This window comes from Agromyces cerinus (assembly GCF_016907835.1).
GTDB classification, from domain to species: Bacteria; Actinomycetota; Actinomycetes; order Actinomycetales; family Microbacteriaceae; genus Agromyces; species Agromyces nitratus.
The window spans coordinates 47,669-63,860 of the sequence record NZ_JAFBCT010000001.1 but is presented as its reverse complement, the minus strand read 5'-3'; the positions used below and the strand labels follow the sequence as shown (position 1 = coordinate 63,860).

Genomic DNA, 16,192 nt, shown 5'->3' with positions numbered 1-16,192 from the left:
GTGCTTAGGAAGTGGACACGCGACGAGCAACTCGAGATCCGCATGGACATTTTCCGGTGGCTGGACGAACAACTCGTGCTCGGGCAAGGTGAGCTCACGCGGAGCGCCCTCGAGAGTTACTTCTACCAAGGGCACCAGGTCAAGCTCATTGATCGCCAGAAGGGCATTTGGAATCCTCAGACGTTCGACTCGACCCTCTCGGTTACGACCAGTTTCAACTCTCCATATAAGGACCAGGTGCTCGAGGGCGGCTTGATCCAGTACAAGTACCGTCGTGATCAAGAAGGCGGCGACAACAAAAAGCTGGTGAAAGCCTTCGAGAATTCTGTCCCGATGCCGTACTTCCATGCCATTCGCCCTGCGGTTTACGTTCCGTACTATCCCGTACGGATAATTCGAAACGAACCCGCCGAGAGACAAGTGGTGCTCTCTCTCGACGAGATCCTTCGATTCTTCGGCGACCCGCTGAAAATGGTCGGGGACACGCGCCGATATGCCGAACGCGTAGCGCGCGAACGGCTCCATCAGCCTCTCTTCCGCGCGAAGGTCATGCACGCTTACAACCGCGCGTGCGCGATCTGTTCCCTCAAGCACGTTGAGCTTCTCGATGCCGCCCACATCATCGGCGACAACCAGGACGATGGTCTCGCGATAGTCACTAACGGGATCTCGCTCTGCAAGATCCACCACGCTTCCTTCGACCGCAACCTGCTCGGCATCACGCCGGACTACGAGGTGCGGATCGACCGCGACCTGCTCGACGAGGTCGACGGGCCGATGCTGCGGCACGGGCTGCAGGATATGCACGGGCGAAAGCTAGTGCTGCCGAAACGTCGAGCAGAGTGGCCAGCGCGGGATCGGCTCGCGACGCGGTTCGAGAAGTTTGCGGCTAGCGTCAGATGGAGATCAAGGATTTCATCGACTGGGTGACCGCAATTGGCGGCGTCATCGTCATCGTTGGTGGCGTGTTCGCCATATTCCAGCTCTGGTTGATGACACGACAGGGCCATCGACAATTCGAGCACCTCTACTCTCAGCGATACTGGGTGATCATGGACCGCCTGAGCATCGAAGCTCAGCTCGGCACGAGCGGTACGCGCCGACGACGAAGCGAACAGGAAGCCCTATTCGCTTACGTTCAGCTGTGCGAGGACGAGGCGGACATGTTCGAACAGGGCCGGGTCACGAGAGCAACGTGGGCGATCTGGAAGTCGGGAATCGATGCCATGCTGGTGTCTCCGCAAGTTGCCAACATCATCGATTCCGCCCCACCCGCACGATTCGACACACTCAGGCGATATCGAGCGGAGGGCGAACTGCGCCCGAAGTTCAACAGGCTTGAGGCTACGATGCGCGCCTATAGTCGATCTGCGCAAAGCTTCGTCAAGCCGTGCGCGAGCACCTTCGACTACGCGACGACCGTCTCGCTCTCGTGAGATCGATCGGGGAACAGCCGCCGGCGCTCCTCCTCAACGACCTCCTTCACCAACTCCAGCTCGGAGACGTCGACCGCTTCGGGCGCGCTCTGCGCCGAATCGCTGACCGCCGCGAAGTCATCGAAGATCGCCGTCTTCTTCTCGAGGATCTGCATAACGCGCACGTCGACGCCTTCGTCCGAGAGCAAACGGTGCACCTGCACGGAGTTCAGCTGCCCCATGCGCCGCGCGCGTGCGATCGCCTGCCATTCGATGGTCGGCTTGAGCTGCGGTTCGCAGATCACGACCACAGAGGCGGCCTGGATGTTGAGACCCACTCCGCCAGCGATGATCTGTGACACCAATACCGCCCCATCACCCGACTGCGAGAACTCGTCGACCATCATCTGGCGCTTCGCCGCAGGCACGGATCCTGTCAGCGGCCCGAAGACGACACCTGGCAAGGCTCCGGCGACCTGTTGGAGCACCTCGCGGAAGTTCGAGAACACGATGACCTTGCGCCCGTTCTCTTCGGCTTCCGCGACGATGTCGAGCAGTCGCTGCACCTTGGTGGACTCGGGCCCCCTGACCATGGCCGCTTGCCGCATCGCTTGGAAATTGCGTGCGAAGACCGCGCTTCGATAGCTGAGTTCATCCGCGTCCGACATCGTCAGCCACTCCTCGACCTCGACGAGTTCGGGAAGCTCCGTGAGCACGTCTTCCTGTCTGCGACGGAGGTACGCGGGCGCCACCTGCTGCCGGAATAGTCGTGGACGGAGTCCCTCCGCGTCCACGGTCAGATCCGGTCGCACGTAGTCGACGAGGGTGCGGAACTCATCGACGCGATTCTCGAGCGGCGTGCCCGTCAGCAGTATCGCCCGCGTCGCCCTGCCGACGATTGCCGCCGAACGCCGCGATCGCTGAGCACCGGGATTCTTGATGTAGTGCGCCTCATCGATGACGACGCTGGCGAGCTCCTCGATCGAAGCCAGCCTGTGCTCGAGCCATGCAAGTGATTCGAAGGTCGTCACGGCGATGCCACCCCGTGCGATCCAACTCCGGGCAGCGGTCTCCCGCCCCGAGCCATGAAGTCGATGGGCGGGCACCATGGATTTCGATTCGATCTCGCGTACCCAGTTCGATACGACTGCGGCAGGGCAGATCACGAGATGATACCGGGCACCCTTCGCCTGCAAGTGGCACACCACCGCGAGAGCCTCGACGGTCTTCCCGAGACCCATCTCGTCGCCGATGATGACCTTCTTCTGCACGAGCGCGAACCGGGCGCCGAAGCTCTGATAGCCGCGAAGCGAAGCCGTGAGCAGGCCGGTGTCGAGTTCGACGGCACGTACGGCTTCTACAATCTCGTGGGGCAGATCGCCCGCGACCGATTCCTCGTTTTCAAGGAGGAAACCAAGGTCGGACATCATCGCGAAGTAGTCTGCGGGGCGTGCGGTGAAGTCGGTCCACGGGTCGAGCGTCGCCGCCCGGTATGCACCGGCGATCATGTGCGCGCGGCGTACGACGGCGTCGACCGATTCGAGTAGCTGCGCCGATCCGGCTTCGTTCTCGATCACAACGACGGACTCGACACCCGCATCGAGGACACCCGCGAGCCGTCGCAGGCCCTCGGCACGGGCAAGGTCGTCGGCCGCCTTCATCGTCGTCCTCGAGACGTCCCATTCCGCGATCGAGCGTATGAGTGCGGATGCCTCCGCTGTCCGTTCGGCAGGATTGATCCGGACCGGAACCTCCTCGAGCGTCGCTTCCCAGATCGTCTGAGCGGCGCCGCGGATACGGGTCGCCGTGGTCACACCGATCCCCGGGAGATGCTGCAATCGATCGCCCGCGAGGAACACATCTCGAACGGTGCGAATGCCGGCGTCGGCGAGTGGAGCAACCCGCACCCGCTCGCGTGTGGCCTCCTTGATCCTCTCGACCGGCATCTCTGCGATCAACCGGTCCGCTTCGGTGCGACGCAGAGCAACCCCGGCGTCCAATGCCTTTCGGCGCAGCGTCTGCTCGCGCTGGATTGCCGAATCGATCCCTGCGATGGCGGTGCGAAGTGACGCGAACGCTTGCGGTGGTACCGAAGCCGGCGTCCCGCGCGTGAGCAGAACCTCGCGGAGTCCAACGCCATCGGAAAGTGCCTCCGCGATGCTCGGCGCCTGATGTTTCCGGTCGCGATCGTCGACACGTGACAGTACTGCAGGCAGCCCCACCTGGTGGCCCCACGCGTGGAACGCATCCAGATGATGGGCGGCGTCCTGGCCCGCCTTCTTCGCCCGTTCACCTGAGAAGGATCGTCGGAGACCCGTCACCGTCTTGGCGGCACGGAGCGACGGAGGCACGTCCAATCGAAGACGGTCGATCCACATTCGCTCCTCGTCGGACATGGTCGGAAGGGCGACGAACCTCGTCAGGGCCTCGAGCAGCCCGATGTCGCTCGCGCGGAGCGTGAGCACTGCGCATCGCTGGGCACCCTGAAGAGTAGCCTCCACAATGCGCGAACGCAGGGCATCGGCAGTCAGCTGCGCTTCGCGCGCAACGGCTTCACGATGCGTGGATACCGCATCGGCGAGTGCGCACCATGCCGCCAGATCGTCGCGTGTGTTCCGGAAGTGTCGGAGTTCGTCACGGTTCAACGGATTCCCGCTCGTTGTTCGTGTCACCCTGAACGTCGTCGCCCTTCTTGCCGCGCTTGAAGATCCCAGCCACCGATCCTGCTGTGCTCCCTGCTGCTGAGCCGACCGCCCGCGCCGCGCCGCCTGCCGCACTTCCGACGGACGTCGCCGCGCCCTTGACCGTGGTCAACGCTCGTGGTTCATCGGCTACTCCATCACCGTCGAGATCGATGCTTCTGAAAACGTCGGTCGCGTCGCCGACTCGACCCCAAACGCTCTCGCCGAAGGCTTTGGCAGACGAGGATGCCGCGCGCATCGCAAGCGTCGCCCGCGATGGGTCTGGTTCTCCGTCACCGTCTGCGTCGGTCAGCTCGAGCCAGGCAGGCCAGGTATCAACAGGCGCCGAGAATCCGGCGCGGCACGATTTCACGACACCGCTCCCGAAGTAGTAACTGGTCACTCCCCCGGCAACCGCGCCGATTACGGGAATCGCCTTGGAGCTGATCTTGACCGTGCCCATTACTGCGCCCTGGGCGATCGCCTTCCTCGCCAGCACCATCGTGACCGGGACGAGGGCGGACTCGGGCAGATGCTCGGCGATCAGATCGCCCCACTTGGGCGCGGTCACCGCGAGCGCTCCCCCAGCCGCCTTGCGCGCCCCGTTTACGGTCGCGCCTGCCGGAAGCACCGACATCACCAGTTCGGTGACACCGCTCTTGCGCTTCTCTCCGAGCACCGCGCCGAGCACCAGTGCCTTCGCGCGCTCGGGATCGTCGATGGCGATTCCCCGCAGCTCGGCCATGCAGAGCGCGAAGAGCGCAGTCGTCTCGTAGAAGAAGAGCAGATCGGCGACGCCCAACCCGATCGCGACCGGGATGCCGACGGCCGGAATCGTCGCGGTAGCACCCGCCGCGGCGCTTGCAGCTGTCGTCGTCGCCACGTACTGCGCTTCGATCATCTTCATCACATCGACCGGTGCGGCCCCGGGATTCTTCCGCCGAATTTCTTTGATGTAGGCGGTCGCTGCCGGTCTCTGCACGGCGATTGCCGTGAACACTCGGTCTTGGAAGTCCGAAGGAAGGGCTGTGCGCCCAGAAGCGTCATGCGATGAGGCGGTCGCGGTCTCGCCGGTGGCGCCGTTTTGAATGAGGGTCACGGTTCGAGATTAGGGCCCGCGGAGAGCACCACGACGCGGGAACTGAACGGTGACCCCCGTTGTGGGGTGGACGATCCCCGCTTCCCACCATCGGGGCGGATGTCGCGACCGGCGAAGCTCGGAGGCAGCCGCTCAGCGGGCGACGCTTCGTTCGTCGGCGAGGGAACCGACCCGGCCACGCGACCCGAGCGGTCGTCCATGACGCCGCGACGCTTCGATGTCGTTCCGAGCTCGGCGCAGGGACTCGCTCGCGAGCGACGCGACCCGCCCGGCCATCGCGATCACCTGCTCGCGGTGGTCCTGGTCTGTCGTGGTGATGACCGCCTCCGCACCGCCGAGCAGGTGGCCGAGATCGATGCGTGCGTGCTCGGACTCGGCCAGGCTCGTGAGCGCCTCGGCGCTGATCCAGCCCGGGTGAGCGGCGATGGCATCGCGGGCGACATCGAGGCGCCGGTCTGCGTCCCTGATCGCATGGTGCACGTGGTCCACGAGCGGAATGAGATCCGTCGCGCGCTCGCGGGCCGCTGCGATGGCGGCAACCAACGTCGCGCGCGCCTCGCGCAGTCGGCTCAGGTGAGCGAACGGGTCTGTGTTCACCCCAGCCTGCGGGATGGCTGCGAGGGCTGCCTGCAGCTCGCCGACCACATCCGCGACGCGACGAGAGCGCGGCTCTTCGAGTGCGGCCGCGAGGTCCCGACGGCACTCCTCGACGAGCGCCACGAGCATCGACTCCGCTCGCAACGCCTCGACCTCGAAGGTCTCGACCGCATCGAGCAGACTCGATGCTCGCTGCACCGATGCAGTGGATGCCTCGAGCGCGACGCTCGCCTGTTCGCGGTGACCGGCCGCATGCCGCACCTCGGCCACAGCCACGCTGTGCTCGGCGAACCCGATCAGTCGATCGGCCTCAGCGGGGTTGCCGTCCACCCGAGCGAGCGCCTCGCGGGCATACCTGGCTGCAAGCCGATCGACGATGTCTCGGGCGTTCGGGATACGGGCGCGCAGGCGCTCGAGGTCGGCTCGCACGGCGGCGGCGACCTCAGGCGCGCGCCGCACCCGCCTGGCCCGCTCGGCGAGGGCACTGGTCTGCCGGTCGAGCGCATCCTCGGCCCACTCGCAGAGCTGCACGATGCGCAGGTTGCGGGCGCGCACCTCATCGACGCTGCCGGGCATCGGGTCGTGATTGATCCGGTGCAGCCGGAACGCGTCGTTCAGGTGCGTGCGTACCTCGACGAGCGTCTCGCGAAGTTGCGTCGTGGCGTCGTGCCCCAACTCCGCCTCGGCGAACCCCAGATCGTCGACCGCGACGCGAACGCGGTCGTCGGCGGCGACCAAAGCCGAACCGGCCCGCTTCGCCAGGTCGGCGTCGCGAACCGCGAGTTCAGACGCACCGCGTGTGCGCCCGACCCGGAGACATCTGACCCGAAAACCGGCCATGCTCCATCCTAGGATCGTGCCTGCAACGTGCCTAGAGCGTCGAAATGCCGCTCGGCCGCCGGATCCCCAGTTGCTGATCGGGAGATCTCGACAGGCTCGATCAGCAGAGGCGGCTCGATCAGCAGAGATCGTCAGTCGAAGATGCCGTCGAGGATGCTGCCGATGACGAGGCCGCCGAGGATGCCGCCCATCATGTCGCCGCCGCCGCTGCGTCGACCGCCGCCGCCCCAGCCGTCTCCACCCCACTGACCGGGATCCTGCGGGCGTGAGGAGTCGATGTCGCGCTGCGCGAGCTGCAGCGCCTCGGCCGCGAGGTGCGCCACACGGCGGGCCATCAGCATCGCCTGCTCGCGGTGGTCCTCGCCGATGACGCTGACGGTCGCTGCGGGCGTGCCGAGGAAGCGGTCGAGGTCGACGCGTACGCGCTCGGACTCGGCGAGGCGGGTGCGGGCGTCGGCGCCGATCCAGCCGCGGTGGCCGGCGATGACGTCGCGGGCGACGGCGAGCTGCCGGTCGGCGTCGTCGATGGCGTGGTGCACGTGCTCGAGCGGCGGAATCGGGCGCGAAGCGCGCTCACGGGCCGCGGCGATCGCGGCATCCAGCCCGGAGTTCGCATCGCGGAGGCTGCTGAGCAGCGCGAACGGATCGGTGTTGACGCCGGCCGCCGGGAGGGCGGCGAGCGCACCTCGCAGCGCGGCGATCGCAGCCGTGACCGCGGGCGTCTGGGGCTCCTTCTGGGCGACGGCGAGGTCGCCACGAGAGTCCTCGATGATCGCCGACAACGTCGACTCGGCGCGCAGCGCCTCGACCTCGAAGGTTTCGACGGCATCGAGCAGGGTCGCTGCGCGGCGCACGGACTCGGTCGATGCCTCGAGCGCGAGGTTTGCCTGCTCGCGCCGCCCGGCCTCGCGGCGGCGCTCGGCCACGCCGGCGCTGTGCTCGGCGAATCCGAGCAGCTGCTCGGCCTGGGCGGGGTTGGCCTCCACCTGGGCGAGCGCCTCGGGCGCGTAGCGGGCGGCGAGCCGGTCGATGGTCTCGCGGGCGTGGGGAATGCGGGTGCGGAGGCGCGCGGCATCCGCTCGCACTCCGGCGATGATCTCGGGAGCCCGGCGCGCCCGCGCGATCTTGTCGGCGAGGGTCGACATGTGGTCGTCGAGCACGTCTTCGGCCCAGTCGCAGAGCTGCACGATGCGGGCGTTCCGCTGCCGCAGCTCTTCGGCGGTGTCGGGAATCTCGTCGTGGTTCAGCTGGTTCAGCCGGAACGCCTCGCCGAGGTGCTCCTTCACCGCAGCGAGCGCGGTGCTCAGCTCGGCGGTCGCCTCGTGGCCGAGCTCGGCGTCGGCGAAAGCGAGCTCGTCGGCGGTGACGCGCACGCGCTCGTCGGCAGCGACGAGAGCCGTGCCGGCCCGCTGCGCCAGAACGGCATCTTGAGCGTCGAGTTCTTGCTCTTCGCGCTTTCGCTTGCCCCAGAATCCGGCCATGCCATTGATCCTATGGGCGCGGCTGGGAGGCTGCTGAGGCGGGTGGTCAGGCGCCGACTGGGGCGAGGGCATCGGCGGCGACAGCCGCACCATCGGCAGGCTTGGTTTCAGCAGGCTCAACCAGCAGGGGTTCGGCAGGGTTGGTTTCGACAGGCTCAACCGGCAGCACATCGAGCGGATGCGCGATCTCATCGCGCGTCATCCGCGCCGCCACGATCGCGACCACGCCGATCACGAGCGGCGCGACCCCCGCTACCAGGAACACCACGGGCAGCCCGACCGTCTCCCCCGCCGGCCCGGCGATCGCCATCGACACGGGCATGAACGCGAGCGAGACGAAGAAGTCGAGGCTCGAGACCCGCCCGAGCATGGCCGGCGGCACCCGGCGCTGCAGCAGCGTGCCCCAGATCACGACGCCGCCGTTGAAGGCCGCACCGACGGCGAACGCCGCGAGGGCCATAAGCCAGATCTGGTCGGTCAGACCGAAGACGGCGAGCGGGAGGCATCCGAATGCCCACAGCAGGTTCATCACCGTCAGGTAGCGACGCGGCAGCTTGAGGGATGCGACGACCATCGAGCCGACCGCGCCGCCGATGCCGAACGCCGCGAGGATCAGCGCGTGCTCCTGCGGGCCGCCGCCAGCGGAATCCTTGATCACGAACGGCACGAGCACCTCGAACGGCCCCATGATCAAGAGGATCAGGAGCGACGCGAACCCGAGCGTGCCGAGCAGCCAGGGCGTGCGGGCCATGTAGACGAATCCCTCGCGCACGTCGACGAGCAATGCGACAGCCGGATGCCGCGTGCCGCCGCTGCCCGACTCGGCCTGCTCGCCCTGTGCGCCGTGCTCGCCGGCCGATTCGCCCAGCTGCTCGCCCCGCACCGGCAGGTCGGGCACCTTCACGAGGAATCCAATCGCCGCAGCGCCCGTCAGCGCGGCGACCGCGAGTGCCGCACCGGGCGACGAGACGGCGATGAGCGCGCTCGCGAGCGCCGGGCCCGCGGCCTGCATAAGCACGGGCCGGGCCATGCCCTCGAATCCGTTGGCGGCGAGTAGCTGGTCTTCGGGCACGACGCTCGGCAGCAGCGCCGAGTAGGCCGGGTAGTACAGCCCGGCCATGATGCCGCCGACGAGCGCCACCGCGGCGAGTTGCCAGACCGCGAGGGCGCCCGTGAGCGACAGCAGCGCGACGAAGCCGACGCTCGCGGTGCGGACTACCTCGACGACGAGCAGGATCCTCCGCTGCGGGATGCGGTCGGCCAGCGCACCGCCGAGCAGCGTGGTCAGCAGCATGCCGACGGCCGACGCGCCTGCGACGAGCGAGAGTTCGGCCGCACCGCCGCCGATCGCCACGATCTGCCAGACGAGCGCGACCAGCCAGATGCCGGAACCGACGAGGGATGACACGAGGGCCGCCGCGAGCCAGCGGTAGGCGGGGTTGCGCAGCGGCCGAAGAGCCCGGGGAGTCGACACGATCTTCTCCTACGACATGAGTACGAATACTTCAGAAGCGGATGCCTCTACTCATGCGTCGATCCGCATCCGGCGAGATCGACATCGTGCGCGATCGAAATCGCGTGACATCGAGGCCGCCCGGTCACTCCACCGGAACGCTGACCCGCCCCTCCGTCTCGTCGAGCACGAACACCTCGGTGGCGCGCGCCACGTACAGGCGGTGCGGTGCATCACCGGTGACCGCCGCTGCATCCCATGCCGGGAGCCCTCGCTCCACCGAGCGCCCGCTGTAGACCGCGAGCGCCGCGGCGAGGTCGGCCTCGTCGACCTGCTGCGCGATCGCATCGACGTAGACGGCTTCGGCCCGGCCTACCGGTGCCGTCGAGTCGAAGATGACGAGCGCCACCTCGGCACGCGCTGCGATGTTGTGCGAGTGGCGCCGACCGGTGCGCGAGACCCAGGTGAACTCCGAGATGCCGCGCGGCGCGAACCAGACCGGGCTCGCCCACGGGCGCCCGTCGGCGTCGCTGGTCGCGAGGGTGAGGTAGGTGTTCTGCTCGACCAGGCGCCGCGCCATCTCTGGCGGCGATTCAGGGGTCAGTGCCGCGTCACTCTGCATGGGCGACACGGTAGCCGAGTGCAGCGCCGGCCGACAGGCGTCGGCGACAGGCGCCGGCCGACAGACCGGTCGAACGGGCAGGGACAACCCTGAGGCCGATGCCATGGCACGGCAGTACGGTGACACCGCCATGAGGGAAGGCGGACGCCATGCGACTGCGAACAGATGGCCGGAACGAAACCGTCGACGCCGATGCGTCGACCGAGCGACCGAAGGCGGTGCGCTGATGCGACCGCTCCGTCTCATGACGTTCAACGTGCAGTTGCTACCGGTGATCGCCGGTGTCAGCGAGGGCACCGTGAGCGTGCCCGCCGGCATCGCCGGCCTGCTGCCCGGTGGCGCCACCGACTCGATCGCGCGCGCGAAGGCGGTCGCCGCCGACCTGCTCAAGATCAAGCCGAAGGAACGGCCCGACGTGCTCGCCCTCAACGAGGTGTTCAGCGAAGACGCCCGCGACGTGCTGATCTCGGAGCTGAAGGCGAAATGGCCGCACGTGATCGAGTCGGTGCACGAGGGCGACCTCGAGGAGGACGCGGGGCTGATGGTGTTCTCGCAGCTCCCGTTCCTCACGCTGCCGGGCGGCGGCGACCGCCGTGAGCGCTTCTACGCGGATGACGCGGGCGCCGACACCTGGGCGTCGAAGGCCGCCGTGCTCGTGCAGGTCGGCCGGCCCGCTGAGATCACGACGCTGGTGTTCACCCACCTGCAGGCCTCCTACGACACCGAAGAGCAGTACCGCGATGTGCGCAAGAACCAGCTCGCCGAGATCCGCGACCTGGTCGCCGAGGTGCTCGGCTCGTCGCCCAACAACTGGCAGAACGTGATCGTGGCGGGCGACCTCAACATCCGCGGCGACCTCGATGCGACGAGCAACGAGTGGTTCGACATCTTCGACACTGCGGGCGATCCGTTCGGCGACCTCTTCGCCGACAGCTGGATCGAGATGCGCCCGCCTGGCATGTCGGAGGATCTCGACCCCGGCCTCACCAACCGCAACCGAGAGACGCAGGCCGAGCAGCGGCTCGACTACATCTGCCGGTTCAAGACGATCGACGGCATCGACCTCGTCGCCCACCACATGCGCATCGGGCACCGCGACACCTCCGACCACTACGCGCTCGAAGCGCTGATCCAGGTGCGCGACGATCACTGCCAGCCCACGTCGGCGGTCGACATCGACGCGCTCGGCCCGAGCGCGGGCGGCTCTGGCGTCGGGCAGCCGCAGACCTCGCTGGCGACGTTCGTGCAGCCCGACATCGCCGTCGAAGGCGGCCGATCGTGGGTGTGGTTGCGTCGAGCCGGCACGTACACGTTCCACCACAGCCCGTCGCTCGTCGTCGAGGTCTACGCCGCCGACGACATCTCGCGGCCCCTGACCCGGCTGGACTCGCTGTCGGTCACCGACGTGCCGCCGGCCGTCGAGAACATCTATCGCGAGTTCGGGGGGCAGGTCGGCGACGAGGGCTCGACCTACGTGAACCGCTCGCCGCTGCTCGTCTCGATGCGCACGAAGAGCGGCAACCCGGGCGGCGGCGTGCTGATCGTGCTCGAGCACCTCGGCGACACCAAGGCCACGGCGATCGCACTGCCGCCCCACCTCGACGTGCCCGTGCCGTTCCCCGAGAACCAGCGGCTCGGCGACGACGACATCGCCTGGTTCCGGCTGAAGACGATCGAGACGCTCATGGGCAAGTCACGACAGGAGTCCGTGACCGTCGAGCAGCCGAGAGGGTCGGGAACCATCGAGGCACTGGATGCCGCGAGCAGCCCCCTCGGCGACGACTCGGGCGCGGGCACGCTCACGCACGACTTCACCGCGAGCGCCGAGGATGAGCTGTTCATCACCGTTCGACGCGACAGCGACGCCGATACCGGGCAAGTCATCCGCTGGTCGACGCCGGTGAGCTACCTGCGGCTCGACAAGGGCTTCACCGTGCACGTCACCGACGAATCGGGGCCGGACTGGCCGGGCGAAGACGAGCCCGTGTTCGAGATGTGGATGGACGGCGAGAAGTTGCTCACGACCGACTGGGACGACGCCGACACCGGCGAGGACTGGCCCGGCATGATGGAGAAGATCTGGTTCGAGGTGACGCAGCGCGGAGGCACCAGCAAGTCCGTCGGCTTCACCGAGACCATCGACTTCGTCATCGAGGACCCCGACGACCTCGGGGCCGCGCACGGCGTGACCTCGTGGACGATCGCGGGACTCAGCCCCAACGAGCCGCCCGAACGCAAGCGCACGGTGGCGGTCACCGTCTTCGACACCATCTCCGACGGCACGTACACCGTGAGCTGCACGCTGTCGCGCGATCCCTGAGCCGACGGCGCCGAGTGGAAGAGGGTTGGCCATGAACGACGACGTGTACGACCGCGAGCTCGACTGGATCCAAGAGGACCTTGCGACGCTGCTTCCGCGCATTGCCGAGTTCACCGACGATCGCATGCCGGCGCTCGAGGCCGACCTGACGGCGCTCCTCCGGCTCCTCGACGACGAATCCGAGACGACCGATGACGAGGTGTACGAGATCGCGGCGCTGCTGCTGAGCTGGAGTGCGCTGCATCCATCCGGTTGGCCCTGGCGACCCGAGGTCGTCGCGCTCATCTCGGATTCGGAGTCCTTCGCGAGCATCGTCGAGTTCATCGCCGAGTCGGCAGAGCGCCCATGGTTCCTCCGCCCCACCGCCGGGGACTCGACGTGGCCTCGCACGTTCCTCTGGCCCGACCGCCTGCCTCAGTTGAGCGGGGCCGACGACTTCAGCGACCGAGACGTCGTCTGGGTGGACGGCAGGCCGATGCGCGAGGTCGAAGCCGAAGTCCCACCGCCACCGCCACAACAGCAACAGCAACAGCAACAACAACAGGAGCAGCAACAGGAGCAGCAACAGCAACAGCAACAGCAACAGCAACAGCAACAGCAACAGCAACAACAACAGCAACAACAGGAGACCCCGCCCGTTCGCCTCGAACCGTACGACCCGTTCGCGAGGTCGGCCGGGGCCTCACGCGCCTCCAACGCGCGACACGTTCGCGTGCCGGTCTGGTTCGCGACCGATCGCGAGCACGTTCGCGATGCGCCCGCAGCCGAGCGATTCGGAACCGGCCGCAACACCGGCGCAGACGGTCTCGGCGCGCTCACCTACGGTCAGGTCACGGTGAGCATCCCCGACAGCCACCGCAAGGGCCACCTCGAGAAGCCGAAACGGTTCAAGCTCGAGTTCCGCGCCAATCCCGACAAGCACCTCGTCGTGCACGAGGTGAGCGAGTTCGACGAGGCGGAGTGGCTCGCCAGCATCCGTGCCGAGGTCTCAGGCCCCGAATCGGATGACCCGGCCGACACGAGCGACGACATCCTGCTCTTCGTGCACGGCTACAACACCTCATGGGAACAGGCCGCCCTGCGGGCCGCCCAGTTCACCTACGATCTCGAGTTCCGCGGGCTTCCGGTGCTCTTCTCGTGGCCGTCACGCGGCAAGACGCTCGCATACACCGCCGACGAGGCATCCGTCGCCTGGTCGGTGCCGCACCTCGTGCACGTGCTCGAGCTGTTGATGAACGAGACGGGTGCCCGCCGCATCCACGTCGTCGCGCACAGCATGGGCAATCGCGCGACCACCGGCGCCCTTGAACGCCTGGTGCGCGGCGCCAACGACTACGCGACGCCGCTGCGCGAGCTGGTGTTCGCGGCGCCCGACATCGATGCGGGCACCTTTCGACAGTTCATCACGGACTTCAACGCGGCCCTCGCGACAGCGGCAATGCCCGGTGCGGCTACGGATGTCGCGCCGCCACGCCTCACGCTGTACGCGTGCGGAGTCGACACCGCCCTCGACTTCTCCGACCGCATCCATCGAGCCGGCCGAGCCGGCCAGATCACCGACGGCGTCATCGTGATCGCGCCGATGGAGACCGTGGTCGTGACCGACATCGTCGTCGACGACCAGCGCGACGATCGTCTGGGCCACGCCTACTTCTGCACCAATCGAAGCGTCATCGGCGACCTGTTCGGCGTCGTGCTGCACGGCGCGAAACCATCGGAGCGGTTCGGGCTGAAGCCGGCGCGCGACCCGGTCGGCGAGTACTGGCTGATGTAGCGCGCGGCACCGTCAGCGCGCGAACAATGTGACGCGCGGGGAGAAAGACCCGATCCCTCTCCCCGCGCGATCACCATCCCACCTCGGTGTACGAATCCGAACCGTCCCCCGAAGGTCGACCGCACAGGAGCGATCAGGTGGCGATGGAATCGCGCGCCCTATGTCGCGCAATCGCCACGGTAAGGGCATCCGCGCGTCACGGCAACGCGAAGATTTCAGATGATGAACAGCGGATGCCGCTGGCGCGAGCCGCGCCATCCGTCGCCGTCGTTCAGGCGCCCGAGCTGCCGAGCCGATCGGCGCCGAGCCGCAGCGAGAGGTCGGTCGCCGCGGCCTGCAGTCGGTGCACGAGAGCCGGATCGGCGTGCGCGGCGACCTCGGTCGGCAGTGACACCGCGAGTGAGGCGGTGACGCCCGCGGCGCTCACCGGCACGGCGATGCACGTGTAGCCGATCGCGTACTCCTCGCGGTCGACGGCCTGCTCGCGCGAGCGTTCGAGTTGGTCGAGCAGCACGCGCCGGTCGCTGATGGTGTGCTGCGTGAGCTCGGCGAGCGGATGCCGCGACACGTAATCGAGCCGCTCCTCTTCGGGCAGCACGGCGAGGATCTGCTTGCCGAGCGCCGTCGCGTGCGCGCTGCTGTGCAGCCCGACCCAGAGCTCGACCCGGGGGTTGTGCACGGCGTCGACGATGTCGACGAGATGCACCTCGCCGTCTTCGAATCGCGAGAGGTAGGCGGTCGCGCCGAGCTCTTCGGTCACTCCGCGGAGCGCGGTGCGCACGCGCGAGAGGAACACGCCGTGCGCGGCATCCGCTCTGACGAAAGCGGGGAAGCGGGTGCCGAGCAGCAGCCCGTCGGGTTCGCGGGCGAGGTAGCCCTCGTGCACGAGCGTGCGCACGAGGTTGTAGGTCGTGCCGGGCGTGAGGCCGCTCGCCGCGACGAGCGCCTTCACGGGCATGGGCCGCGGCTCGTTCGCGACGATGTCGACCAGCCGAAGAGCGCGCTGCACCGAGCCGATCAGCGTCGGGTCCGTGTCTCTGGCGTCGGGTGACGACATCGGTGCTCCCCCTGCGCCAATGGTAGCCCCGAGCAACGGCATCGAGTTAGATGGACGATGACCCTTCGATGAAGACGAGGTATGTGGATGACGGTTGTGCAGCGCTCCGGCCCGGTCTGCGTTTCTCTCGCCCTCGTGTTCGGGCTGGCCGCCTGCACGGCCGGTGCGCCAGAGGTGGCGCCGACGAGCCCTGTCGTGCAGCTCGGCGCCCCAGGTGAGGAGAATCACACCCTCTCCCCCGAGGAGTCGCTGAACCTCGAGTCGCCGAAGCACACCGAGGCCGACGAGCAGTTCATGCTCGACATGATGCAGCACCACGACCAGGCCATCACGATGACCGGGTTCGTCGACGACCGCACGGATGACCGCGACATCCGCCTGCTCGCCGAGCGCATGAAGGTCAGCCAGACCGACGAGCTCGCCCTCATCACGAAGTGGCTGCAAGACCGGGTGGTGCCGCTGAACGACGCGCGCGCCGGCGGGCACGACCATGACGGCGACGGGCACTCGATGCCCGGCATGCTCACCGAGGAGCAGCTCGCCGAGCTCGAGGCGGCCGACGGCGAGGAGTTCGAACGGCTGTTCCTCGAGTACATGATCCAGCACCATGAGGGCGCCGTGCAGATGGTGAGCGAGCTCTACGCCGCCGGCGGCGGGCACGAGTCGGAGACCGACCAGTTCGCGCGCCACGTCGAGACCGACCAGGCGGTCGAGATCGCACGGATGCAGCAGCTGCTCGCCGCTCGCTCGTCCTGATCCCCGGCGCGCGGGCGCAACGCACCGGCGCTACCCCGACCAGACGCGAAAGCGCCCAGCGGCCTCGGGCCGCTGGGCGCTCGTCATGCCGGGAGGC

At 67.7% G+C, this 16,192-nt stretch carries 12 protein-coding genes; 5 read left to right on the top strand and 7 right to left on the bottom strand.

Annotation, left to right across the window (positions count from 1 at the left end; translation table 11 throughout):
- Together JOE59_RS19025 and JOE59_RS00270 are read left to right on the top strand one after the other, a co-directional pair.
- Complete coding sequence (locus tag JOE59_RS19025) at positions 1-930, top strand: HNH endonuclease (RefSeq protein ID WP_204458263.1); 930 nt, start codon at positions 1-3, stop codon at positions 928-930.
- Entirely contained in the window at positions 900-1,436 is a 537-nt protein-coding gene (locus JOE59_RS00270) for a hypothetical protein (protein ID WP_204458262.1), read from the top strand. Before JOE59_RS19025 ends, JOE59_RS00270 begins: the two co-directional genes overlap by 31 nt.
- Here JOE59_RS00270 and JOE59_RS00265 read toward each other — a convergent pair.
- From JOE59_RS00265 to JOE59_RS00240, 6 genes are all read right to left on the bottom strand, one after another.
- Positions 1,409-4,060, bottom strand: coding sequence for a DEAD/DEAH box helicase (locus tag JOE59_RS00265; RefSeq protein ID WP_204458261.1), 2,652 nt, complete (start codon positions 4,058-4,060; stop codon positions 1,409-1,411). The genes JOE59_RS00270 and JOE59_RS00265 overlap by 28 nt on opposite strands.
- Entirely contained in the window at positions 4,050-5,195 is a 1,146-nt protein-coding gene (locus JOE59_RS00260; RefSeq protein WP_204458259.1) for a hypothetical protein, read from the bottom strand. The genes JOE59_RS00265 and JOE59_RS00260 overlap by 11 nt, the downstream gene beginning before the upstream one ends.
- Positions 5,196-5,327: 132 nt before the next feature.
- Entirely contained in the window at positions 5,328-6,632 is a 1,305-nt protein-coding gene (locus JOE59_RS00255; RefSeq protein WP_204458256.1) for a hypothetical protein, read from the bottom strand.
- Positions 6,633-6,763: 131 nt separating this feature from the next.
- Complete coding sequence (locus JOE59_RS00250) at positions 6,764-8,113, bottom strand: hypothetical protein (RefSeq protein ID WP_204458254.1); 1,350 nt, start codon at positions 8,111-8,113, stop codon at positions 6,764-6,766.
- A 46-nt stretch (positions 8,114-8,159) separates the two neighbouring features.
- A complete protein-coding gene (locus tag JOE59_RS00245; RefSeq protein WP_204458252.1) occupies positions 8,160-9,587 on the bottom strand; it encodes an MFS transporter in 1,428 nt (475 codons plus the stop codon).
- Positions 9,588-9,711: 124 nt separating this feature from the next.
- On the bottom strand, positions 9,712-10,188 hold the full coding sequence (locus JOE59_RS00240) for a pyridoxamine 5'-phosphate oxidase family protein (RefSeq protein WP_204458249.1): 477 nt from the start codon (positions 10,186-10,188) through the stop codon (positions 9,712-9,714).
- 226 nt (positions 10,189-10,414) lie between these two features.
- Between JOE59_RS00240 and JOE59_RS00235 the strand changes: the two genes are divergently transcribed.
- Together JOE59_RS00235 and JOE59_RS00230 are read left to right on the top strand one after the other, a co-directional pair.
- Positions 10,415-12,508, top strand: coding sequence for an endonuclease/exonuclease/phosphatase family protein (locus JOE59_RS00235; RefSeq protein WP_204458247.1), 2,094 nt, complete (start codon positions 10,415-10,417; stop codon positions 12,506-12,508).
- A 31-nt stretch (positions 12,509-12,539) separates the two neighbouring features.
- Positions 12,540-14,282, top strand: coding sequence for an alpha/beta hydrolase (locus tag JOE59_RS00230; protein ID WP_204458245.1), 1,743 nt, complete (start codon positions 12,540-12,542; stop codon positions 14,280-14,282).
- A gap of 271 nt (positions 14,283-14,553) precedes the next feature.
- Here the strand turns inward: JOE59_RS00230 and JOE59_RS00225 are convergent, their stop codons facing one another.
- Complete coding sequence (locus JOE59_RS00225; RefSeq protein WP_204458243.1) at positions 14,554-15,339, bottom strand: IclR family transcriptional regulator; 786 nt, start codon at positions 15,337-15,339, stop codon at positions 14,554-14,556.
- 87 nt (positions 15,340-15,426) lie between these two features.
- On the opposite strand from JOE59_RS00225, the gene JOE59_RS00220 reads away from it, so the two are divergent.
- Positions 15,427-16,095 carry a DUF305 domain-containing protein gene (locus JOE59_RS00220; RefSeq protein WP_204458241.1) on the top strand — a complete coding sequence of 223 codons (669 nt, stop codon included), beginning with the start codon at positions 15,427-15,429 and terminating at the stop codon, positions 16,093-16,095.
- The last annotated feature ends 97 nt before the right edge of the window (positions 16,096-16,192 follow it).

Bases quoted from the DNA above. Each gene is read 5' to 3' on its own strand.
- JOE59_RS00240 (WP_204458249.1), bottom strand. From the start codon at position 10,188: ATGCAGAGTGACGCGGCACTGACCCCTGAATCGCCGCCAGAGATGGCG.
- JOE59_RS00250 (WP_204458254.1), bottom strand. From the start codon at position 8,113: ATGGCCGGATTCTGGGGCAAGCGAAAGCGCGAAGAGCAAGAACTCGAC.
- JOE59_RS00230 (WP_204458245.1), top strand. From the start codon at position 12,540: ATGAACGACGACGTGTACGACCGCGAGCTCGACTGGATCCAAGAGGAC.
- JOE59_RS00255 (WP_204458256.1), bottom strand. From the start codon at position 6,632: ATGGCCGGTTTTCGGGTCAGATGTCTCCGGGTCGGGCGCACACGCGGT.
- JOE59_RS00220 (WP_204458241.1), top strand. From the start codon at position 15,427: ATGACGGTTGTGCAGCGCTCCGGCCCGGTCTGCGTTTCTCTCGCCCTC.
- JOE59_RS00235 (WP_204458247.1), top strand. From the start codon at position 10,415: ATGCGACCGCTCCGTCTCATGACGTTCAACGTGCAGTTGCTACCGGTG.
- JOE59_RS00225 (WP_204458243.1), bottom strand. From the start codon at position 15,339: ATGTCGTCACCCGACGCCAGAGACACGGACCCGACGCTGATCGGCTCG.
- JOE59_RS00270 (WP_204458262.1), top strand. From the start codon at position 900: ATGGAGATCAAGGATTTCATCGACTGGGTGACCGCAATTGGCGGCGTC.